Origin of the sequence: Staphylococcus sp. GDY8P45P (assembly GCF_017892745.1) — a bacterium.
In the GTDB taxonomy this organism is placed as follows: Bacteria; Bacillota; Bacilli; order Staphylococcales; family Staphylococcaceae; genus Staphylococcus; species Staphylococcus cohnii.
In genome coordinates this window covers 98,807-119,090 of record NZ_JAESLS010000007.1, presented here as the reverse complement: position 1 = coordinate 119,090, position 20,284 = coordinate 98,807, and the positions used below count along the sequence as shown (strand labels likewise).

Here is a 20,284-nt window from a genome sequence, read left to right as displayed (position 1 = left end):
AAAATGATTTATCAAGTTTATCTGGAATGGCTTTTAAATTTATTTATAATCATTTGAAAATGAATATAATATGTAATTTTTTATATAAAGTATTGTATTAACTTGAGAGCTGTGGATGCTGAGTTGATAAAATGTTTCATATGAAACATGATGCAAAAATGTCATTTTGAACGTCTGATAATCATTGTAAAATGTAAAGCTCTGTGCTATAATTCTTGATTGTGAGTAATGAAAATTATTCCTTGCTTACCACAATGATGGTGAGCCGCATAGACCACAAGGAGGTGCAATTATAAAATGAGAACATATGAAGTTATGTACATCGTTCGTCCGAACATTGAAGAAGATGCTAAAAAAGCTGTCGTTGAACGTTTCAACGGTATCTTAGCTTCTCACGGATCAGAGGTTTTAGAAACTAAAGATTGGGGCAAACGTCGTTTAGCTTATGAAATTAATGATTTCAGTGAAGGTTACTACAACATCGTACGTATCCAAACTGAAGACAATGAAGCGACTGACGAATTCCAACGTTTAGCTAAAATCACAGACGATATCATCCGTTATATCGTAATTCGTGAAGACGAAGATAAGACAAGAAAATAATAAATGGGGGTCGTTTAAATGATAAATAGAGTTGTTTTAGTCGGTCGTTTAACGAAAGATCCAGAATATAGAACAACACCCTCAGGCGTGAGTGTTGCGACTTTTACTCTAGCAGTAAATCGTACGTTTACAAATGCGCAAGGGGAACGCGAAGCTGATTTCATTAACTGCGTTGTTTTTAGAAAACAAGCAGAAAATGTAAATAACTACTTATTCAAAGGTAGTCTAGCTGGCGTTGACGGTCGCATTCAATCACGTAGCTATGAAAACCAAGAAGGTCGTCGTATATTTGTAACTGAAGTTGTCTGCGATAGCGTTCAATTCCTTGAACCTAAAAACCAAAATCAGCGTCATGCTCAAGAAGGAAATAATAATTTCCAGAATTTTGGTGGACAACAATCCGGACAAAATACGTCATCTTATCAAAACAATAACAATAATAATAATTCATCAAACAATAATCAATCAGATAACCCATTTGCAAATGCAAACGGCCCTATTGATATTAGTGATGATGATTTACCATTCTAATTATAATGAACGCATAAAATTAAAAAACTATTAAAAGGAGGCAGTTACCATGGCAGGTGGACCAAGAAGAGGCGGACGTCGTCGTAAAAAAGTTTGTTATTTCACAGCAAACGGAATTACACACATCGACTATAAAGATACAGAATTATTAAAACGTTTTATCTCAGAACGCGGTAAAATTTTACCACGTCGTGTAACAGGTACTTCAGCTAAATATCAACGTATGTTGACATTAGCTATTAAACGTTCTCGTCATATGGCATTATTACCATATGTTAAAGAAGAACAATAATAGATATTATATCTGAAAACCCCGTAGGCATATACCTACGGGGTTATTTTTGTGGATTTTTATTTGTAAAAAGGGCAGAAAAATAATTCAATGTTATTAAAACTATCATCAATACAATATAAAGCGTGTGATGTGTAATCATTGCTTTACTCACTTTAATCTTTCATAACTTTAATTTTCTTTTTAAAAATCCTAAAAATGGAAATATTGCGCTAATTGCTAAAAATAAAGGAATTGTTGTAGATAACGCAATGAATGATAAATATAAAACATAGTAAGTTTTATCGATTTTAAACTTAACAACCTTCATAAAAATATCCTTAAACTATTTTTGTTCTTCAAATCCACATATTAAGCAAATTAGAAATGCTACAAAAACTGCTGGTACAAATATTGATACTACTAAGAGTGGTATTGCCATCAGTAAATAGTTGTAATCGTATTTATACTTACCGAATTTCATAGAAACCTTCAATAGAATTTATATTACTTTTTCTTATAGTCATCTATAGTCATGCCATCTTTTTCAATTTGTTTCTTGTTTGTTCTGATAAATAAAATAGTATTAATAACGATTGCCAAAGCTAATATTATAGAAACCGCTAAATTGCTAATACTAAAGTAATTTAATGTTAAAAGTATAATTAATAGGATTATATTAATTGTATGATGTACTGTCATTGCTTTACTCATTTGAACCTCTCCTTTCAACGCTGCTTAATTAAATTATTACTATGTAACTCACAATCTTAAAATAGGGTGTAAGTGTGCAAAGACACGTAATGGGTACTTGCTATTCTTTTATCTCATCTTCTTTCTTATTTTTACGTATAAACATCTTACTCAATAACTTTGATGTTTCCCGTTCAAATAAGCTTACTATAGCTACAATTATATCTATTATTTTGATTATGATTCCTATAAGTATATCCACAATGATGCTCCTTTATGTAAGTAATGGGTATTATTTATTGAATTTTTGTTTGATCGTTGAATTTTACAATTCATAAATTTGAAGAGGTGAATAAAATTTTTTCAACATTTTGTTAATTTACGGGCTAATGCACTAAATTTGTGCATCTGTTTATTATTAAAATATGACTAGATAACCAAAAGACAAAAAGTCCGATTGCAATACGACAAAGTCAATAAATGCTATTATTACTCAAAAAGTAATGGCTCAAGTTTATCAAAATACTATTTCAGAAAGTTGTTATCTATAGGGACATCTTGTTTGATCAGTATTATGGTTTTAAAGTAACTTATTTAAAATAACTTAAGTAGATTGCAATAATAACGAAAATTGTAGCAAAAATACTATGCACTAATAAATTCCAATAAACCAACTTTTTAGTCATAGGTTTAAAATTGTTACGTTTTACTCTTTTATTATTTTCCCAACGATATATAGATACCCAAAAGTAAGCATAAATAAGTATAATGATGATTCCTAATATTATTGAACAGGTAAGCTCATTGTTAATCACCTTTTTGTATAAGGATAGCATGGAAATATTTAATTGTTAACAATGTAAAAATGAACATTAGTTCTTGGAATGATATCGTGTGATAATGCAGTTTAATGATTGTAGTGATAGAGGTTTTATAAATGCTGGGGAGCTATCGTTCATACACAAAAAAATTATTTTTAAAGAGGTAAATAATAATTGAATATACGCAATATAAATTAAACAATGCTGATAAGATTAACTAAATATATCACTTTTTTTGTGAAATTGTGCCAAATTGAAAGCGTATATTATATATATTGTCTAAGAGTTATTGGATGCTTTAATTTAATATTTACACTACCTTAATTTAATTGCATATTAATTGTGCTAAACTTATAAAGGGATGTTATTTATATAGTAATTAGGGAGAATTATTATATAAAAGGAGATTTAATATTGAATAAGCAAATTAAAAAAATATTAACTGCTAGTGTAGCTACTGCGATTTTATCTGGTCCTGTATATTTTACTATTGATTCTGGTAAAGCTAATGCTGAAACTATAAGTGAAATAGATAAAGAAATGAATCAAAGAAAAGAGATTGGTGATGCACTATTAAAAGAGATTGATAATAGTAAAAGTGATTTTAAAGATCCGGCAGTTGCTGAAAGGCTAAAAGGGCAAGTGAAAAATTATAGAGATGGTGTAGCTGAAAGAGGCAAAGCCACAATGACTGCAAAAGCAGGAGCCCAAGCAATTAGAGCTACTGTAAATAAAGTCGGTGAAAAGGCATGGAACAAATTGGTAAAGAAAATAGAAAATACAACTGGAACTAAACTCGTTATGTTCCATTATCAAAGTATCAATAAATTTTGTGATATTTTAACAGGGTTTGAAGGCAATTTAGCGGGTGGCATAGCGAATGGGTTATCTAATAATTTTGGTTTTAATAAACAATTTGCATATGTCGTTGCTAGAGCGTTTATAGCAATTGTTTTGTAGGTTTTACATATGAGTAATAATAAAAAAATTTATCTAATATTTTTAGTAATAACATTTATAATTTATATTTCTTTGCCAATTATTTTTGATGATAATTCTTTTAATATACGTTTATTTGCCATCTTCCCATTATTATTTTTTGGTGCATTTTTATTTTCTTCTAACTCTAATAATAAAAAGTAATGAAAATACTTCTGTTTAATATTTCTTTACACTAAGGGTTTAAATAGATATATAACCCACTCTATAGATTTGTGGAGTGGGTTTCTTTTAATGTTAATATTTAGCTTTTATATAATAAGAAATGAAGGTGTTTGTTATGCCTAAATCACAACAAGTAATATTAGCAATTTTATTAGTATTAATAGGTTTTAATATTTTCTTACCTATAATAGGAGCAATTTTTCAAATTGAAATTTTAGAGTTTGGTTCAATTTTTATAAAGATACTTGATAGTATAACTTTATTAATTGCAATCATATTTGTATACAGACAAATTAAACGTAAAGGTTTTTAAATAGAAGTATGTAACCCAATATTTCTGATATGAGGAGTGGTATGTAGGATAAACAACTATGTACTTGACCTATTTTTTTATATTTATATTCTGAATAAGATTAAATAAACTGAATTAAAGGTTGCTAGAAGTAAGTATTTTAGTCTATAAAATCAAGTCAATGAATAATTTGTATAGTGACTGGGGGATTATTTTTTTTAGTTTCTGTTTATATGGGAGATATGAATTTTTGGCCATCTTTGATTAATGGGTTAATAGGGTTTGTATGATCTGTTATTGTAGAAGAAGGTTTAAAAAAAGGTGGAAGTTTATGAAAAAAAAGATTTGAAAATTTTAAAGATTACTTTCTCTGGGTTAACAGCTATTTTATTTTATATTTCTGGATTATGGATTGTTAGTGCTTTCTTTGCTTTACTGTCATTGTATTTTATGGATGAAAAAAGAAATAAGTTAATATGTATAATACAATTCTAAACACCAATACGTGCTGATGGAGGTTATTCATATTTACTAATATGTTAGTTTGTGGTTGGTTGTGAATTACATAAAATACAAGGAGAACTCTATGTTTGTTATTGATAAAGAATTTATTATTAGAACTCTAAAAATATTTTTATTTAGTCTGAGTATAATGATCTTAACGATTGTAATTACATATAGTATCGATATGAATGTGGAAGCAATGATTAAAGGTATAGATAACGATATATCCAGTTCTGTTAAACAATCTTCAGGACTAAGTGCAGTTATTATATATATCGTAAATAATGGTTTTATAGTTCCATTACAAATGTTTTTGCTTTCACTAATACCTATTCAATTTTTATACTTTTTTAATTTGATATATAGTTCTATATTGCCAGGTATTGTGATTGGTATTTTATTAAAAATTGATTTTTATAAAGCTATAGCTAACATCATATCTGTATTTCCTCACACTACTCTAGAAATTTTAGGTTTCTGTATATTTGCAAGTGTATTGTTTCAGCTAAATAAATCAATTCGAAGTAAAATCAGAGAGCTATTTAATAAGAATAATAGTGAACGAACATCTGTTATAAAATCACTTTTTAGTACAATAAAAATCTATATATTTACGGTGATACCAGTAATAATATTAGCAGCATTTTGTGAAGAATATTTAAGAGAGCTTTTATATTCGCTTCTCACAGGTATTTAATGAACCACTCATCAACAGAAGCGTTGGTGGGTGGTTAATATAGACTAATTTTACTTTTTCGATAATTATTAATACATCAAAAAATATATCGACGTGATAAAATGACAAATCTAACAAAAATAAAAATCAGAACATTTTTAAATTATGTAATTGGTCTTAGTGTGTTAACTATCGCTATGTATTTCTTATTAAAATAAACGATTCACTAAAAATTATTATCGATTTTATACACAATATAAATTTAATCGAGGGTGTGTTAGTATGAAATCATATTTAAAACAATATTTGTGTGGACTTTTATATGAAATTTCTTAGAAAGGTGTTTGCAACTATCGCATCATTTATTGTAGATGTTATTGGAGGTAGCTTTTTTAGCTATTTAGCAGATATCACTTTTTTGAATAAGATTTTTTACAAGAGAGATAATAAAACTAAAAAGAAGGACTGAATTCGCTATGACAATTTGGCTTTCAATATTGGGAATGTGGTTTTGCATCGGAATTGCATTTTTAGCCATTTATTTAAATAAGAAAAACAATAAAAGTTAATGTGCGTAATGGAACACATAAATTTGAAAAATGAAAGGCTGTGTTTATTTGGTTTTTGTATACATAATTTTATCAGCTATTTTACTTTATTATGCAATTAAATACGGTATTAGAGACGGTTTGATTGATCATGATGCTAATAAAGAAAAACTTATCTATTTAAATAAAAGTTCAAATTTATTTGAAGAAATTGGGGATTTATATAGTGCAGTGGCTAAAGAGGACAAATCTAAAGCTAAGAGCATATATGATAAGTCACTAGATGTATTATTGTCTAAAGTGGAACCTAATGAAAAGTACAATACTATGATCGAATTAAAAAAACAGATAATAAATTTGAAAGATGGATAAATTAATATTTGGAGATGAATAATATGGACGTACTAAAAATTATATTTTTAATTTTATCTGTGATTTCACTCGTGATTTTTATTGGTTATTCTATCTTTACTTTTTATTATATTTTAAGTAAAAAGAAAAATGAAATGTCTGATAATGAATATCAAGAAAAACTTAAAAAGGTAGGAATAACAAATATTATAATTCTTATTGTGATGGTTTTAGTTACTGTTGTTTACACTTTGATTCCCTGATTAATAATAAAAGGTTATAACTCAATTGATTTAATAAAGTTTGATACTAAGCATACGTAATATTAAGGAAAAAGGAATGATTTTGATAATAAGGGCAAATGTATGAAATGGCATTTACAGAAATATGCTAGTAAATGCCTTTATAATAACTTTTTAAACACTAATGATTTTTCATAAAATAGTAGCATATCAAAGAAGAATAATAATAGATATTGTATCTGGAAATCCAGTAGGCATATACCTACTGGGTTATTTTTGTGTGTTTTAAATTTTTTGGAAAGGGCATTAAACTTTGTTCAAATGTAAGAATTTACTAATTTTAAATAAGTGTATTTTAAGTTTTTAAGTAAACTTATTATAACTTTAATATTTTTGAAGTTAGCATAGTGTGGATTTAGATTAATCGTCATCATCTAATAAATTAATCACATGTACAATGATTTCCCTTGTATCAACATTAAAAGATACATTATTTCCATAACTTAATGATTTAACTTTTATAGTATCATTTTCTAACTTCAAATATAGGGCAACATGTTGATAGTTTTCTAGAATAACTAGTGTATCTTTATCACTGACTGCATTATATGATTCTTTGCCATTAATTGTAACTGTCCAATTATTGAATTCCATCATACCATCCCCTTATATATATTATTCATCTTTTTCTAATCCTAAAATAACCATTAACACAGCTGAAATGAGCATGAATGGTACAAAAATAGATGTTATTAAAAATCCGCCAATCATGATTAGATAAAATTCATCAATTTTATATTTGCCAAATTTCATCATATCACTCCTCATAAAGTTATATTACTTCTTGTTATAGTCATCTATCGTAACGCCATCTTTTTTAACTTTTTTTGTGCTTGCCCGTATTAATAAAATTGCATTAGCCATAAAAAATACTGCTAATATTAATGAAGTGGTAAATCCACCAATATTTGTATAATTAAAAATAATGAGTGTTATCATTAAAATGATATTAATTGTATGGTGTATAGCCATTCTCTTATTCATTTTCTCCACTCCTCAAATATTAATACTCTGCTTTTTAACATTTGGAATCAAAAGTATGTAATTAACTATCTAGCATTATTGTATTTTGTCTCGAAATCCATTAATGCAATTGTATAATTCTTCCACCATGAATCCTTTTCGTAATATTCTAAAAGTACTTTTAATTCCCAAATACTATATGTAACTGTACAATCTGAAAATATCAAAGGATAAGAAAGTGTATGTCCTTCATACCAAAAGCCCATATCAACAATTAATCTATTCAAATTATGCCAACTCCTAAAATAATTTGGATGGATACAACATATATTTTATAAAAAGTATGTTAGCATGGAAATATTATTATAACAAAAAGGGGTATTTATATGTGGAATAATATGGAGATAGTTGTTTCATTTATTTTATTTGTAGGTGCGCTCATATTTGCTGTTTATTCATTTTACAATAATTCTATTACAGCAGGTATTGGTGCTTTAATTGTGACTACAGGAAATATCTATTACATGGTTCAAGCATTGAGAGACAAAAGAAAAGAAAGAGAAGATAATTACTAAGTGTAGGTATTGTATTAAATAATTATAGAGACATCTGGATAATTCAGCACATTATTAATAAATCAAATCAATATATAAGTTTATGTAATACGAGTGAGGTATTTTTCTAAAAATATTTGTTCAACAGGAGTGACAAATTTGAAAAATAATATGGATACGAGTTTTATAATGGCTAATTTTATGAATGTAATTTTAGTGTTATTATTTGCTTTTGGCGCGTTTAATTACCTTAATAGTTTTCTTACAGTCATTTTTGCAATAATAACTGTTTTAAATGCAGGTTTTTTACTTTATAAAAGTATCGAAATTTCAAAGAAAAATAACCATTAAAAGCCTTAACTAAAGTGTTTTCTACACTATATAATCCACTAACAGAAATTTAAAAAACATAAATATTAATCTTAAGTATTTTAAAATGAATGTTCATATAGCATTTTGGAGGAATTTTATGAATCATGAAAATAATAAGAAAAAATATCAGAAAATAGAAGTTATAGCAAACACATTAGGCATAGCAGCTTTGATATTAGTATTTGCCTCATTGATTCTAGCTTTGATCTTTGAATGGAAATTTCTAGACTATGTTGTTAACGGGTCTGGCGTACTTATTATACTAAGCTTAATCATAGGTGGGATACCGCACGTTATGGAAAAAAATATCAAGATAATCCTTTTTGATATTCTCTTTATCGTAATAATAGCGATTATATTTTATAATTTATAAGGGGTTATGCATGAAATTTATCACTAAAATTGTAAGATGAAATCAATTAAATGTTAAAATATACAAATTTAAGATTTACATTAGCGTCACGTAGTTTTATAATTAGTTTTGCATGCCCACGGGTGTGCGAAAATGAGGAGATGGGTTTTCTGTGTGCCCTTGGGCATGCAGAAGATTCATAACTCCCGTTATAAGGCCCCTTTTATTAGGGGTCTTTTTGTATTTAAAAATATTAATTACTATTTACGTAAATAAAGTAATTGTGGTATTGTATTTTCATGTTGGTTATCGTAATATTCATGTGTTTGAAAATATACAAATAAAAAGGAGTTTATGCATATGAGTTTTATAATAATGATCATTGTAGGTGGCCTAATCGGTTGGATTGCAGGCGCTATCGTAGGTAAAGATATCCCAGGAGGTATCATTGGTAATATTGTTGCAGGTCTAATTGGTTCTGCGATTGGTAGTAGATTGCTAGGTACTTGGGGCCCAGTATGGGGCGGCGTACCAATTTTCCCAGCATTGATTGGCTCAATTGTACTAATATTTATCGTTTCTCTTATTATTAAGTTACTTAGAAAAAAATAATTAAGATAAGTCGACTTACAAAAAGTTAGAAAAAATTTTTATTATAACGGGTAGAAATTATGATCTTTTTTGTAAAAATATTACGATAATCAACAACCATCTCTCAATGATAATATAAAGGTGGTTTAGTATGATAAACATTATTTCAGCTATTGGTTCTATCGGAACTTTTATAATGGCGCTATTTTATTTTGTTTCAGTTTCAATACAACTGTACCAAATGAAAATAAGTTTTATTCCTGCGCTCGGATTTAATCAAATTTTACTTTCTTTAGACAAAGATAATCAATTACAAATGATTAATACAAGTTCTGATTCTGTTGAACATCAAGATTATTTAAAATTGTTTAATCTAGGTGGCGGGGCAGCAAAAGATATTGAGATTGAAATTATTCTTAATGAAGATAACGTAATTCAAAAGAAATATGTAAGTATATTACCAAGTAAAGAAGGTTATTTATTACCAATTAATAAAGACGTTTTTGATGAATTGCAAAGTACAATTCAAAATAATGGTTATGAATCTAATTTAAATATTAGAATTAATTATTACCATAACGTTAGTAGAAAAGTAAAAACAATTATGCTCAATGGTAAATTAGATAGATTTAATACGTATGATGAAAAAGAACTTTATGAATTACAATTTATTAATAAATAATACACTTTGTGCTTTGTGCATATATATAAACATTTTATGAAAAACACTCATTTGATAACTTTAAGGTTATGGTGAGTGTTTTTGTTATGTTTTATTACATAGATTTGCTGAAGATTTGCTTTAAATATACAATGAACCTGAGGTGAAGCGATGTGATCAGACAAGCACGACAATCAGACTTACAATCGATTTTAACTATATATAATCATGCAATATTAAATACGACTGCAGTTTATACATATGAGCCAGTAACTATTGAAGAAAGAGAAACTTGGTTTCATAAAAAATCAGCGCAAGACGAACCCATTTTTGTATATTTAAAAGACGACAAAGTTGTTGGATTTGCAACGTATGGCTCGTTTAGAAATTGGCCAGCGTATCAACACACTGTAGAACATTCGATTTATGTTGATCCAGAAACGAGAAATGAAGGTATAGCTTCACAACTGTTACTTAAATTAATTGAAGATATCAAAAACAGCAATTATAAGACGATTATTGCAGGTATTGACGCATCAAATACAGCTAGTATTAAATTACATGAAAAATATGGCTTTGAATTTTGTGGAAATATAAAAAGTGTCGGTTACAAATTTGGCAGATGGTTGGACTTAGCTTTTTATCAATTGATATTGAAATAATTATGTTTAAAGCCAAACGATGGTATTTTAAAATAAGTTAATAATTTATTATAGAAATAGAACCAAAACCAAAGTTTCGAATGGAAAAATAAGTGGTTGTTAGTTTAATGTATAGAAAGGGTATGGATAAATAAATTATATTACCTTTTCATAAGAGATTTATATTTTTATGTAATGATACGGTTTGAAAATCTTATTAATATGACTTGGGGTGATTGTGATGGCTGTGTTTGCGTTGTTATTTCATTTAGTCTGTTTAATTATTGTTTTAATCGCAGGTTTTAAAGCATTAAAAGAGTTCAGAAAACCTATGAATCAACGTAATCAAAGAAAAATAGATTCCATCTTAGTACTTGTGTTAGTGGTGGCTTTGATTGCGATACTGTCTAGTGTTTTTACAGATATTTAATAAAATGTCGTTGCTCAAATGAGTGACGACATTTTAATTTTGGTTTGGAAAGGTAAAGCATCATTAATATGAAGTATAAAATAATATTTCATTTTGTAATTAATTCAATATTAATATAGAATGAATTAAAGAAGTTTTGTAAGTGAAATTTTTGGTTACCTAATATTAACCGTATTAATATTTTATTTAAGGAGATGTCGTTATGAAGTTTAGATTTAGTGTTTCATTGTTATTAGTATCGAGCTTGCTACTGTCACAAACTGCAATTGCAGCACAAGAAAATAAAAACACGCAAGATACGAAGAAAAATGATACACAAAACAAAGAAAATACGAGCAAAGCCATTGATTATGAAAAAGCTCAAAAAATGAGTCCACAGCAATTGAAAAATGCATTAACACCAGGAGATTTAAAGTTACATAATAAAGATGGTGAACGTCAAAATACTGAAATGAGAAGTTTTTCGGCAAATCGAGCGTATCAAGATGTAAATACATACATAGCAAATAATAATATAAAACCAGCTAAAATCGTACAAGATTCCAGAATGAATAACTTACCAAAGTATAATTATAAATCTGGTAAATATATTGGTGTAGTAATACATGAAACTGCAAATCCGAACAGTACAATCGATGGTGAAGTAAATTACATGTACAACAATTATAATAGTGCGTTTGTGCATGCGTATGCGGGTAGTGATAAAATTGTTCAAACTGCGCCAAGTCAATATTTAGCTTGGGGCGCAGGTGCTAATGCCAATCCATATTTTTATCAAATTGAATTAACAAGATCTAACACATTTGATGGGTTCGCCAGATCTGTTAATAACCAAGCATATTTAACTGCAAAAATGTTGAAAGCCAATGGGCTACAACCTTCGCTTGCTGACAATAATCAAGGAACAGGAACAATTATAAGTCACAATGCGGTAAGCCAATATTGGGGTGGTTCAGATCATTCAGATCCGGTTGGCTATTTCGGACAATGGGGTTATAACATGAACCAGTTTTACAGTTTAGTACAGAAACACTATAAATCTCTATCAGGTGGAGGTAGTGACGGAGCAATTACTGGCAGCACATATAAAGTATCAAAAGGTGATACGCTGTATAGCATTTCGAGAAGAAGTGGCGTTTCAATAGATAATATTAAGAAATGGAATAAATTAACGAGCAACACGCTTTCTGTAGGGCAAGTACTAAAGTTGAAAAATCCAAGCACACCAAGTGATTCCATTACTGGCGATTCGCACAAAGTGGTTGAAGGAGACACACTATATAATATTTCAAAACGAAGTAAAGTTAGTGTGGCAAACATAAAAAAATGGAACCATTTAAAGTCGGATAATATTAGTAAAGGACAAATCTTATATCTAGTTAAGACATATACGGTTAAAAAAGGTGATACATTATACAGCATCGCTAAAAATCAAGGTACCACTGTAGATAAAATTAAAAAAGATAACAAGTTGAGTTCTAATAGTTTAAAAGTTGGGCAAATTCTAAAAATAAAATAGAAGTGTTGCATAGAACGAGCATCGTCTAATTAGACGGCGCTCGTTTTTTTAATAAATCAAAAATTGTTTTTTATTAATATAATTGTGAACGTCATAATTTCGTGTTACTTTAATAATATAAAATTATGGGTGGGTATAGATAATGAAAAAGTTCAGTTTAATACTGTCATTATTATTTTTATCAGTGATTCTGACAGCATGCGGGAACAATGAAGAAAGCAACAATGACATTGAACAAAGCAGTGATACAAACAAACAGGATGAAGATAATAATCAACGTGAGGAACGTCAATCTACAGAACAAAGTGAAGTGAAAACGGATCAATCATTACATAAAGATTCATCGGCTGAAAATGACAAGGGTAAAGACCCAACGTCTAAAAACGATAATGCTTCAAAAATGAAAAATAATGATAATAGTAAAAGTTATTTAAATGGTTTAAGTGCTTCAAAAATCGAATACGCACGTATTTGGCATCAACTAGGTATGGTTAAAGATGTCAAAAATATTTATGTCAAAAAATATCCAAAAGGAACGCCCGTTAATAAAAATGCGGAAAAGAGTGCAATGTATCCTGAGGATGTCGTTAAATTAGAAGCGCCAATGAAAGTGGGTGGTTCAATCACTTATAGTAGTAATGGGGATGGAACTATTAATGTTTATGAAAAAATACCTTATAGATGGGAATCAAGCGCATCTTCGAACCCTGAGGATATTTATCAAGTCACTAAAAATGCAGTTGAACAAGATATAGAAACGGTTGAAATTAATGCAACAGACAACGCACAAATTAAAAGGTTGGCCCAAAGTATACAATTGGTTAATGATTGATTAGTTGAGTCTTAAAATAACAACAATTTTGAAATATTTTAATCATGACTTATATGGGATTAACAATTCTAAATATTTTATGATTATATATAGTGTGATACATTATATGTAATCGAAATTAGTGAATTGTTAATGTGTTATATAGAAAGTTCGTAAAAGTTGAGGTGATACAGATGTTAACTAAAGGTATTAAATATCCATATGTTAAATTTTTATTTGATGTGATTGGCATTTTATGTGTAATAAGTGTATTAGTGCTTGTGTTTGTTAACGGTTTTATCAATAATCAATCTGGGAACTTTAGCATAGGATTCGATGTATCTGGTACACATATGGTAATTATGACTACCTTGGTATTAATGACTATTATTTGTGCGACAACGTCTACAATTTTAAGAAAAGTGAAATAATGTTATTAAGATTTGATTAGACGATACTGAAACGAATATTTATGTGAAATAGTAATAGACCAGAAATTAAAAGCTAATTTCTGGTCTATTTTTATTTCTTTATAGATGCACATTTTCTTTAGCATAATGAAATTTTTGGTTTTTTTCAGTAATAAATAATTGGAGAAATGTAAGTATACCAATTTTACCAATTAACATTGTTAGCACAATAACTATTTTCGTAGGGTTATCATAAAATGTCGTGAAGTTCATCGATAGTCCAACAGTGCCGAAAGCAGAAATTACTTCGAATAATACTTTAGTATAAGATATTGCTGAATTTAAATAGCTTACTATAAATGAGACGATTATAACAAATGCTCCGGCAGAAAATGTAATGGCCACAGCAGTTTTTAGTGTATGGTCATTTATAGATTTTTTGAAAATAGAAGGGTGCTGTTCGTTTCTTAATGTACTTTTTATAAATAATAACGTTAAGACTAAAGTTGTTACTTTAATACCACCTGCAGCGCTGATAGGAGCACCACCAATAAACATTAATAGCATTAATAATACTGAAGTGGGTGGTGTGATTAGACCGATATCGACGCTGTTAAAACCAGCAGTTCGCGTAGTAACAGACTGAAAGAATGAAGCGCCAAGTTTTTCTAAAAATGATAAGTGTGTCATAGAATTGTTATATTCTAAAAAGTAAAATACAATCCAACCAATGAATATCAGTATGACCGATGTCGTTAATACAATTTTTGAGTGTACGGTTAATTTAGTTAACTTCCTAGTTGTAGCGATATCTAAAAAGACAAGCGGTCCAATGCCACCCATGATTATAAGGATTGGGACGATAATAGTTATTATAGGGTCATTAACAGTGCCCATCATATTGTCATTAAATAATGAAAAACCAGCATTGTTAAAAGCAGAAATTGAAGTGAACACACTTAAAAATATTCCTTTACCAATGCCATATTTTGGAATAAATGATAGTGCGATACATATTGCCCCAATGAATTCTGTAAAGATACTATAAACGACAAATTGTAGAATCAATTTGATGACGCCACCAGGTGTCTCAATGTTCCATGTTGTCATAATCAAATAGCGGTTTCTTAAACTGATTTTTCGATGCATTAGAATAAGTGTTAAAAGTGTTACAGTGACTATTCCTAATCCACCAATTTGAATAAGTAATAAAATAATCGTATCGCCTAACCAATTACATTGGCTAGATATATCTATAGTGGCTAGGCCAGTAACTGTGAAGGCACTGGCAGAAATAAAAAATGCGTCTATAAAGTTTAAAGGTTTTACACCTGTGACCGGTAAATATAACAATAAGGTTCCAACGATTGTGGTTAATGAAAACAACATTAAATACATATATAACGGCTTGTTTAATAGTCTCATTTTTAAAGTCCTTCGTATTTTAATAATCAGAATTTTATACTCATTATTAAAAAAATCAAGTCCATTGATACAAGTAAACTGAAAAAAATAAAATTTTATGTTTGTGAATGAATCCCTTTAGTGACAGCTTCTGCGAAATCATAAATTGAATCTTGGTATTTATTCGTATTTTCTCTCGTTTTTCTGTTTAAGTTGTCCTTTTTGAAAAATGATTTTCTAATAGATGTAGATATTTCCAGTTGAACACCTGAACCTGAGTCGTTTTCATTAATGAAATTTTTAGAAGAACGGCCATTAATATTATTTGGACTTTTTTCTACATTAAATCCTTCTTTTTCTAATTCTTTTTTTATGGATTGCGCCATTTTTTTATCTTGACCACCAATATAAACGGTATCTTTATCGCCTTGAAATCCGTGTATAGAAATAGATTCTTGTGAACGATTAGTCATTTCGTTCAATTTAGGATCGTCAAAATTGGTAGATGTAATATGCAATTGTTTGTTATTTGATTTTAATAATCCTTCAAAACTATATAAATTAAAGTCGCCTTTTTTAGAAATGATTTTAGCTAATTCTGAGGTGCCTGGTTCTATACCACCACCATGAATGGCAGTGATGAGTATATCTTTATTGTTTGTTTTTTTAATATTTCTTTGCCAATCACGCTGTTTCACTGTGTCTGATTTTAATTGAGCGAAATTTTGATATTTATCCTGATTTGATGACTGGTTATTGTTCCATATATATGTAAAATATAGACTAATCAGTATTATGCCAACAATAACAAGCATAATTAAATAATATACGTAAGTACTTAGAATATTTTTCATAATTAGCTCCTGAACAAAAATATTTACTAACTAGTAAAGTATAACAAATTTATTAATACTATATAGATTATATGTTATTTACAATTATGTTAATAGCAGTGTAATGAAATTTACATTTTGGGGTATGAAATATAGAGCAAGTAGATAGAAAATGAAATGTATATTTGTCGAGTTTTTATGATACACATGTTAATAATTTCTGGTTTTCTTTATCATGTAAGGTTAAGTCTTTTTCTGCTCAGTTAATAATCGCTGAATCTCTTAAGACAATATAATTATATGTTCTTATTATTAGATGATTATAAAATGTTTAACTTTAAAAGAAAGGTTGTGGGCATTTTGGATATAGTAACTAAAATGCAAGTAAATGTATCTAGTGATCAAGTATTTGAAGCTTTTGTCAATCCAGAATATATCGGAGGATTTTGGTTTTCTTCTAGTTCTAAACGTTGGGAAGAAGGTAAAACGATTACTTTACGATACGAAGAGTATAATGCTGAAATCGATATTTTAATAGAAAGTATTGTTGAAAATGAATCAATTCATTTCAAGTGGGGCAATAATCATGTGACTATTGAATTGGATGGTGATGATAACCATACAATTGTAACTACTACAGAAAAAGATATTGAAGAAAACGATGTAGAACGTCTATTAGGTCAAAAAGAAGGCTGGGTATATATGCTTAGTTGTCTGAAATCATATTTAGAATATGGCAATAAAATAAGAGGTGCATTAATGTAACTGTCCAATAAGGATTGAAAGTGTGGCCAATGTTTAACATTGAACGCTCTTTCAATCTTTTTTAATACACATTGCAAATATCAAAACAAAACTTTTGCACAATATAGTTTAATGTGTTTAAATGTAACTATAAAAGTTTCAATTAAAAATAAAAGGTGATTTCTATGAATTTAGAATTCAATATAGCAGTTCATTTACTGACTTTTTTGCTAAAGCACTATGATGAGCGTTTTAGCAGCAATGAATTAGCAGAACGTATTTGTATTAACCCGGTTCAATTACGCAGGGTAACACGTAAGTTAAACCAACATCATTATTTAGAAACTTCAAGAGGTAAATTTGGAGGATATCAGGCTAATGATATGACAGCAAATGTTAATTTGTCTGAGTTATTTGTGATGTTTAAAGAAGACCGTTCGGAAGGGCGCTTATTTACTGGTGATGCAGGCAGTGACTGTGAAGTTTCAAGAGAAATAGGCAACACGATGTTTAAATTTCATCAAAAAGAAGAAGAGTTATTAATTCATTATTATCAAAATGTAACGATTAAAGATGTCTTAAATGAAACGATTAAGGAGGACAATTATGAAAAAATATGATTTATTAATTATTGGATTTGGTAAAGGTGGTAAAACTTTAGCGAAATTTGCGTCTGGCCAAGGAAAAAGTGTAGCTATAGTTGAAAAATCTCAAAAAATGTATGGTGGTACTTGCATTAATATAGGTTGTATTCCTTCAAAAACACTTGTACATGAAGGTTTAGCGCACGGGTCATTTGAACAAGCTTTTTCTAGAAAATACGATGTAGTAAATGCGCTAAACAATAAGAATTATCATAATTTAGCAGATGATGATAATATCAGCGTATTAGATTATACTGCAGCATTTAAGTCTAATAATGAAGTAGAATTATTAGATGAAAGTGGTGAGGTGCAAGAAACAATTACTGCCGAAGATATAGTGATTAATACAGGCGCACAACCAATTATTCCATCTATTGAAGGTATAGAAACATCACAACATTTATATGATTCTACTGGCATTATGGAATTGGCAACGCAACCTAAGCGTTTAGTTATTGTGGGTGGAGGTTATATTGCTCTAGAATTTGCTTCTATGTTTGCGAACTTTGATACACAAGTAACAGTTTTAGAGAAACATGATGATATTATGCCTAAAGAAGATAAAGATGTTGTGGCAGAAGTTAAAAAAGATCTTGAAAATAAAGGTGTTAATCTGGTATTCAATGCTGATACAGAGCGTTTTGAAGATAATGCATCTGGTACGACAGTACACACAACGAAAGGTAGCTATGAAGCGGACGCAGTATTGCTAGCCACTGGTCGTAAACCTAATACAGACTTAGGTTTAGAAAATACGGATGTTGAAATTGGCGAACGTGGAGAAATCAAAGTAAACCAAAACTTACAAACGAATGTGCCAAATATTTATGCATTAGGTGATGTTAAAGGTGGCATGCAATTCACGTATATTTCATTGGATGACTTCAGAATTGTAAAAGATCAATTATTTGGTAATAGCGAACGTACTACTGAAAATCGCGGTGCTGTGCCATACACTGTATTTATTGATCCGCCATTATCACGTGTAGGTTTAACAGCAGAAGAAGCCAAAGCGCAAGGTTATCAAATTTTAGAAAATGCAGTACCTGTAAACACAATTCCGCGTCATAAAATAAACAATGATACAAGAGGTTTGTTTAAAGTAGTAGTTAATAAAGAAACAAATGAAATATTAGGAGTTACTTTATACGGCTTACAATCTGAGGAAATTATTAACTTAGTAAAATTAGCAATTGACCAACACTTATCATATGAAGTATTAAAAGAAAATATTTATACACATCCTACAATGGTTGAATCATTTAATGACTTATTTAATATGTAAAGCAAATAGTTTTAACACTTATTAAAAAATGTCGAATCAAAAAGAGCAGGGTTAAGAAATCTGGTTTAATTGGATTTCTACCCTGCTCTTTTTGATATTATATGTTATATGATTGATCTAATAATCTGACCTATAAATCCGAAAATACCAATGATTAAACAAACAACGCCAAAGCTTACTAAACTTTGTTTTTTGCCGACACCTTCACTTTTTGGTGTGCGGTTATTTATGATGAGCAACACAATACCAACGATAATGAGTAATATTGAAACAATCCACATTTTGCGTCCCTCCTTACTTTTATCGATAAAATAATAACGCTTTTACTATATATTTACCCTGTTAACTACTAAAATTAACGCATTCTTTATTCTTTACACATAATATGTGATGTGACATCAAAAAATTATTTAAATATATTATAAATGATTATGTAATGTACGGGTATAGAAAGCTATGAAATAGATTGATAAACATAAATTTGAGGATGTATATGAGGAGAATCGATCATACTTATGTATTGGATACAAATAAACTAGGAGACTTTATGAAAATGTTTCACTCAAATGGTTGGATTGGGCATAATAAGGATAAGATTAAAGCAGTTATGAATGCTAACACACATATAGTGATAGCAAAATATAATGGTAGTGTCGTAGAATCGGTTCGATATTTATCAGGCGGTGCTTTTAACGCGTCAATTTATGACAGTGTTCGTAGAATGATTATACAATTAGGTAGGTGTCGTGTGTACATTTAATTTCAACACATGGTGAAGAAAGGCTATATCAAAAATTAGGCTTTCAAAATTAAAAAGAAGTATGGCTATTTATACGAATTAAAAATTAAAAGATGAGTATACTGATTAATGTCTATCAGTTATACTCACCTTTTTGGTCGAGAATCTAGATTATAAAATATTGTGGCTCACATCCTCATGTGAATAGTTTTTCAATAAAGAACAACCTAGTGGATGATGACCATTGTCAACGTAATGGTTGATTTCTTCAAGTACATCTAAAATTTCATATTCTGGAGTATTTACATCAAACGTATATTTGAATACTTGTTTCTTGTCAGATAATACAGTAGCAACGAGTTCATTTTTTTGCATTTTGTAATTTAACAATTTCATAATAATCCCTCACTTTTATCAATATTTTGGTCTAGCTAACGGAAGTACTCAATTGAGAATAAGTTTCATTAACGACGCTATTACATTATAATTATTATAATGTAATCCTTATTATACATTAAAATACATAAAAAGTAGAGCGTTTTGGCCTAAAAATTAATTTAAAACGCTTTCTTTAT

The 20,284-nt window shown here is 28.9% G+C and carries 32 protein-coding genes; 22 read left to right on the top strand and 10 right to left on the bottom strand.

All coding sequences use genetic code 11. The annotated features are described in order from the left end of the window. Positions 1-297: 297 nt before the first annotated feature. The 3 genes from rpsF to rpsR are packed head-to-tail and all read left to right on the top strand — an operon-like array spanning position 298 to position 1,426. Complete coding sequence (gene rpsF / locus KA873_RS08620; protein ID WP_019469843.1) at positions 298-603, top strand: 30S ribosomal protein S6; 306 nt, start codon at positions 298-300, stop codon at positions 601-603. Between the two features lie 18 nt (positions 604-621). Continuing rightward, a complete protein-coding gene (gene ssb / locus KA873_RS08615) occupies positions 622-1,134 on the top strand; it encodes a single-stranded DNA-binding protein (RefSeq protein WP_107385199.1) in 513 nt (170 codons plus the stop codon). Between the two features lie 49 nt (positions 1,135-1,183). Continuing rightward, complete coding sequence (gene rpsR, locus KA873_RS08610) at positions 1,184-1,426, top strand: 30S ribosomal protein S18 (protein WP_002484306.1); 243 nt, start codon at positions 1,184-1,186, stop codon at positions 1,424-1,426. 325 nt (positions 1,427-1,751) lie between these two features. Here the strand turns inward: rpsR and KA873_RS08605 are convergent, their stop codons facing one another. Beyond that, the gene (locus KA873_RS08605) at positions 1,752-1,889 is read right to left on the bottom strand and encodes a hypothetical protein (protein ID WP_192959263.1); all 138 of its coding nucleotides are present in this window, start codon (positions 1,887-1,889) and stop codon (positions 1,752-1,754) included. A 23-nt stretch (positions 1,890-1,912) separates the two neighbouring features. After that, complete coding sequence (locus KA873_RS08600) at positions 1,913-2,119, bottom strand: hypothetical protein (RefSeq protein ID WP_107504662.1); 207 nt, start codon at positions 2,117-2,119, stop codon at positions 1,913-1,915. Positions 2,120-3,333: 1,214 nt separating this feature from the next. Here KA873_RS08600 and KA873_RS08595 point away from each other — a divergent pair. The 5 genes from KA873_RS08595 to KA873_RS08575 all read left to right on the top strand — a co-directional run bounded on the left by KA873_RS08595 (position 3,334) and on the right by KA873_RS08575 (position 6,717). Next, positions 3,334-3,879, top strand: a complete 546-nt coding sequence (locus tag KA873_RS08595; protein WP_210140246.1) for a hypothetical protein — start codon at positions 3,334-3,336, stop codon at positions 3,877-3,879. A gap of 319 nt (positions 3,880-4,198) precedes the next feature. Then, entirely contained in the window at positions 4,199-4,396 is a 198-nt protein-coding gene (locus KA873_RS08590; RefSeq protein WP_107505295.1) for a hypothetical protein, read from the top strand. A gap of 565 nt (positions 4,397-4,961) precedes the next feature. Further along, positions 4,962-5,576, top strand: a complete 615-nt coding sequence (locus KA873_RS08585; RefSeq protein WP_119535917.1) for a stage II sporulation protein M — start codon at positions 4,962-4,964, stop codon at positions 5,574-5,576. Positions 5,577-6,172: 596 nt separating this feature from the next. Then, a complete protein-coding gene (locus KA873_RS08580) occupies positions 6,173-6,475 on the top strand; it encodes a hypothetical protein (RefSeq protein ID WP_183076491.1) in 303 nt (100 codons plus the stop codon). Between the two features lie 23 nt (positions 6,476-6,498). Continuing rightward, complete coding sequence (locus tag KA873_RS08575) at positions 6,499-6,717, top strand: hypothetical protein (protein ID WP_119535581.1); 219 nt, start codon at positions 6,499-6,501, stop codon at positions 6,715-6,717. 399 nt (positions 6,718-7,116) lie between these two features. On the opposite strand, the gene KA873_RS08570 is transcribed toward KA873_RS08575, so the two are convergent. The 4 genes from KA873_RS08570 to KA873_RS08555 all read right to left on the bottom strand — a co-directional run bounded on the left by KA873_RS08570 (position 7,117) and on the right by KA873_RS08555 (position 8,006). Beyond that, positions 7,117-7,350, bottom strand: coding sequence for a hypothetical protein (locus KA873_RS08570; protein WP_210140245.1), 234 nt, complete (start codon positions 7,348-7,350; stop codon positions 7,117-7,119). Positions 7,351-7,371: 21 nt separating this feature from the next. Then, positions 7,372-7,509, bottom strand: a complete 138-nt coding sequence (locus KA873_RS08565) for a hypothetical protein (protein ID WP_210140244.1) — start codon at positions 7,507-7,509, stop codon at positions 7,372-7,374. Between the two features lie 24 nt (positions 7,510-7,533). Continuing rightward, entirely contained in the window at positions 7,534-7,740 is a 207-nt protein-coding gene (locus KA873_RS08560; RefSeq protein ID WP_107505299.1) for a hypothetical protein, read from the bottom strand. A 65-nt stretch (positions 7,741-7,805) separates the two neighbouring features. After that, positions 7,806-8,006 (bottom strand): hypothetical protein, encoded by a 201-nt coding sequence (locus tag KA873_RS08555; RefSeq protein ID WP_107505300.1) that lies wholly within the window; start codon positions 8,004-8,006, stop codon positions 7,806-7,808. A 99-nt stretch (positions 8,007-8,105) separates the two neighbouring features. Here KA873_RS08555 and KA873_RS08550 point away from each other — a divergent pair, with 99 nt between their 5' ends. The 10 genes from KA873_RS08550 to KA873_RS08505 all read left to right on the top strand — a co-directional run bounded on the left by KA873_RS08550 (position 8,106) and on the right by KA873_RS08505 (position 14,081). After that, positions 8,106-8,294: a hypothetical protein gene (locus KA873_RS08550; protein WP_210140243.1), complete on the top strand. Its 189-nt coding sequence runs from the start codon at positions 8,106-8,108 to the stop codon at positions 8,292-8,294. Positions 8,295-8,432: 138 nt separating this feature from the next. Then, positions 8,433-8,624 carry a hypothetical protein gene (locus tag KA873_RS08545; RefSeq protein ID WP_210140242.1) on the top strand — a complete coding sequence of 64 codons (192 nt, stop codon included), beginning with the start codon at positions 8,433-8,435 and terminating at the stop codon, positions 8,622-8,624. Between the two features lie 118 nt (positions 8,625-8,742). After that, positions 8,743-9,018: a hypothetical protein gene (locus KA873_RS08540; RefSeq protein ID WP_210140241.1), complete on the top strand. Its 276-nt coding sequence runs from the start codon at positions 8,743-8,745 to the stop codon at positions 9,016-9,018. Between the two features lie 339 nt (positions 9,019-9,357). Then, positions 9,358-9,609: a GlsB/YeaQ/YmgE family stress response membrane protein gene (locus KA873_RS08535; protein WP_119535580.1), complete on the top strand. Its 252-nt coding sequence runs from the start codon at positions 9,358-9,360 to the stop codon at positions 9,607-9,609. A 130-nt stretch (positions 9,610-9,739) separates the two neighbouring features. Continuing rightward, on the top strand, positions 9,740-10,270 hold the full coding sequence (locus tag KA873_RS08530; protein WP_107383841.1) for a hypothetical protein: 531 nt from the start codon (positions 9,740-9,742) through the stop codon (positions 10,268-10,270). Between the two features lie 152 nt (positions 10,271-10,422). Further along, the gene (locus tag KA873_RS08525) at positions 10,423-10,911 is read left to right on the top strand and encodes a GNAT family N-acetyltransferase (protein ID WP_210140240.1); all 489 of its coding nucleotides are present in this window, start codon (positions 10,423-10,425) and stop codon (positions 10,909-10,911) included. A 220-nt stretch (positions 10,912-11,131) separates the two neighbouring features. Beyond that, positions 11,132-11,320, top strand: a complete 189-nt coding sequence (locus KA873_RS08520) for a hypothetical protein (protein WP_046207074.1) — start codon at positions 11,132-11,134, stop codon at positions 11,318-11,320. A 202-nt stretch (positions 11,321-11,522) separates the two neighbouring features. Then, a complete protein-coding gene (locus KA873_RS08515) occupies positions 11,523-12,839 on the top strand; it encodes a peptidoglycan recognition protein family protein (RefSeq protein ID WP_107383843.1) in 1,317 nt (438 codons plus the stop codon). Positions 12,840-12,981: 142 nt separating this feature from the next. Next, the gene (locus KA873_RS08510) at positions 12,982-13,671 is read left to right on the top strand and encodes a hypothetical protein (protein WP_107383844.1); all 690 of its coding nucleotides are present in this window, start codon (positions 12,982-12,984) and stop codon (positions 13,669-13,671) included. Positions 13,672-13,844: 173 nt separating this feature from the next. Further along, on the top strand, positions 13,845-14,081 hold the full coding sequence (locus KA873_RS08505; protein WP_107383845.1) for a hypothetical protein: 237 nt from the start codon (positions 13,845-13,847) through the stop codon (positions 14,079-14,081). A 99-nt stretch (positions 14,082-14,180) separates the two neighbouring features. On the opposite strand, the gene KA873_RS08500 is transcribed toward KA873_RS08505, so the two are convergent. After that, positions 14,181-15,485, bottom strand: a complete 1,305-nt coding sequence (locus KA873_RS08500) for a TrkH family potassium uptake protein (RefSeq protein WP_210140239.1) — start codon at positions 15,483-15,485, stop codon at positions 14,181-14,183. Between the two features lie 95 nt (positions 15,486-15,580). Next, positions 15,581-16,318 (bottom strand): poly-gamma-glutamate hydrolase family protein, encoded by a 738-nt coding sequence (locus KA873_RS08495; protein ID WP_107505021.1) that lies wholly within the window; start codon positions 16,316-16,318, stop codon positions 15,581-15,583. Positions 16,319-16,657: 339 nt separating this feature from the next. On the opposite strand from KA873_RS08495, the gene KA873_RS08490 reads away from it, so the two are divergent. The 3 genes from KA873_RS08490 to merA all read left to right on the top strand — a co-directional run bounded on the left by KA873_RS08490 (position 16,658) and on the right by merA (position 18,970). Then, positions 16,658-17,062, top strand: coding sequence for an SRPBCC domain-containing protein (locus tag KA873_RS08490; protein WP_107383881.1), 405 nt, complete (start codon positions 16,658-16,660; stop codon positions 17,060-17,062). 164 nt (positions 17,063-17,226) lie between these two features. After that, a complete protein-coding gene (hypR, locus tag KA873_RS08485) occupies positions 17,227-17,661 on the top strand; it encodes a redox-sensitive transcriptional regulator HypR (RefSeq protein ID WP_107383848.1) in 435 nt (144 codons plus the stop codon). Continuing rightward, positions 17,648-18,970: a hypothiocyanous acid reductase MerA gene (merA, locus tag KA873_RS08480; protein ID WP_107505022.1), complete on the top strand. Its 1,323-nt coding sequence runs from the start codon at positions 17,648-17,650 to the stop codon at positions 18,968-18,970. Before hypR ends, merA begins: the two co-directional genes overlap by 14 nt. 104 nt (positions 18,971-19,074) lie before the next feature. Here merA and KA873_RS08475 read toward each other — a convergent pair whose 3' ends face one another. Continuing rightward, positions 19,075-19,251: a hypothetical protein gene (locus KA873_RS08475; protein ID WP_181187406.1), complete on the bottom strand. Its 177-nt coding sequence runs from the start codon at positions 19,249-19,251 to the stop codon at positions 19,075-19,077. Positions 19,252-19,463: 212 nt separating this feature from the next. On the opposite strand from KA873_RS08475, the gene KA873_RS08470 reads away from it, so the two are divergent. Further along, entirely contained in the window at positions 19,464-19,730 is a 267-nt protein-coding gene (locus KA873_RS08470) for a hypothetical protein (protein WP_192959275.1), read from the top strand. A gap of 150 nt (positions 19,731-19,880) precedes the next feature. Here the strand turns inward: KA873_RS08470 and KA873_RS08465 are convergent, their stop codons facing one another. After that, positions 19,881-20,105, bottom strand: a complete 225-nt coding sequence (locus tag KA873_RS08465) for a hypothetical protein (protein WP_107383850.1) — start codon at positions 20,103-20,105, stop codon at positions 19,881-19,883. Positions 20,106-20,284: the final 179 nt, after the last annotated feature.

Bases quoted from the DNA above. Each gene is read 5' to 3' on its own strand.
- KA873_RS08605 (WP_192959263.1), bottom strand. From the start codon at position 1,889: ATGAAATTCGGTAAGTATAAATACGATTACAACTATTTACTGATGGCA.
- rpsF (WP_019469843.1), top strand. From the start codon at position 298: ATGAGAACATATGAAGTTATGTACATCGTTCGTCCGAACATTGAAGAA.
- KA873_RS08505 (WP_107383845.1), top strand. From the start codon at position 13,845: ATGTTAACTAAAGGTATTAAATATCCATATGTTAAATTTTTATTTGAT.
- KA873_RS08600 (WP_107504662.1), bottom strand. From the start codon at position 2,119: ATGAGTAAAGCAATGACAGTACATCATACAATTAATATAATCCTATTA.
- KA873_RS08530 (WP_107383841.1), top strand. From the start codon at position 9,740: ATGATAAACATTATTTCAGCTATTGGTTCTATCGGAACTTTTATAATG.
- KA873_RS08575 (WP_119535581.1), top strand. From the start codon at position 6,499: ATGGACGTACTAAAAATTATATTTTTAATTTTATCTGTGATTTCACTC.
- KA873_RS08465 (WP_107383850.1), bottom strand. From the start codon at position 20,105: ATGAAATTGTTAAATTACAAAATGCAAAAAAATGAACTCGTTGCTACT.
- KA873_RS08560 (WP_107505299.1), bottom strand. From the start codon at position 7,740: ATGAATAAGAGAATGGCTATACACCATACAATTAATATCATTTTAATG.
- KA873_RS08550 (WP_210140243.1), top strand. From the start codon at position 8,106: ATGTGGAATAATATGGAGATAGTTGTTTCATTTATTTTATTTGTAGGT.
- KA873_RS08520 (WP_046207074.1), top strand. From the start codon at position 11,132: ATGGCTGTGTTTGCGTTGTTATTTCATTTAGTCTGTTTAATTATTGTT.
- KA873_RS08570 (WP_210140245.1), bottom strand. From the start codon at position 7,350: ATGGAATTCAATAATTGGACAGTTACAATTAATGGCAAAGAATCATAT.
- KA873_RS08590 (WP_107505295.1), top strand. From the start codon at position 4,199: ATGCCTAAATCACAACAAGTAATATTAGCAATTTTATTAGTATTAATA.
- KA873_RS08565 (WP_210140244.1), bottom strand. From the start codon at position 7,509: ATGAAATTTGGCAAATATAAAATTGATGAATTTTATCTAATCATGATT.
- KA873_RS08515 (WP_107383843.1), top strand. From the start codon at position 11,523: ATGAAGTTTAGATTTAGTGTTTCATTGTTATTAGTATCGAGCTTGCTA.
- rpsR (WP_002484306.1), top strand. From the start codon at position 1,184: ATGGCAGGTGGACCAAGAAGAGGCGGACGTCGTCGTAAAAAAGTTTGT.
- KA873_RS08535 (WP_119535580.1), top strand. From the start codon at position 9,358: ATGAGTTTTATAATAATGATCATTGTAGGTGGCCTAATCGGTTGGATT.
- merA (WP_107505022.1), top strand. From the start codon at position 17,648: ATGAAAAAATATGATTTATTAATTATTGGATTTGGTAAAGGTGGTAAA.
- ssb (WP_107385199.1), top strand. From the start codon at position 622: ATGATAAATAGAGTTGTTTTAGTCGGTCGTTTAACGAAAGATCCAGAA.
- hypR (WP_107383848.1), top strand. From the start codon at position 17,227: ATGAATTTAGAATTCAATATAGCAGTTCATTTACTGACTTTTTTGCTA.
- KA873_RS08475 (WP_181187406.1), bottom strand. From the start codon at position 19,251: ATGTGGATTGTTTCAATATTACTCATTATCGTTGGTATTGTGTTGCTC.
- KA873_RS08585 (WP_119535917.1), top strand. From the start codon at position 4,962: ATGTTTGTTATTGATAAAGAATTTATTATTAGAACTCTAAAAATATTT.
- KA873_RS08470 (WP_192959275.1), top strand. From the start codon at position 19,464: ATGAGGAGAATCGATCATACTTATGTATTGGATACAAATAAACTAGGA.
- KA873_RS08500 (WP_210140239.1), bottom strand. From the start codon at position 15,485: ATGAGACTATTAAACAAGCCGTTATATATGTATTTAATGTTGTTTTCA.
- KA873_RS08510 (WP_107383844.1), top strand. From the start codon at position 12,982: ATGAAAAAGTTCAGTTTAATACTGTCATTATTATTTTTATCAGTGATT.
- KA873_RS08495 (WP_107505021.1), bottom strand. From the start codon at position 16,318: ATGAAAAATATTCTAAGTACTTACGTATATTATTTAATTATGCTTGTT.
- KA873_RS08540 (WP_210140241.1), top strand. From the start codon at position 8,743: ATGAATCATGAAAATAATAAGAAAAAATATCAGAAAATAGAAGTTATA.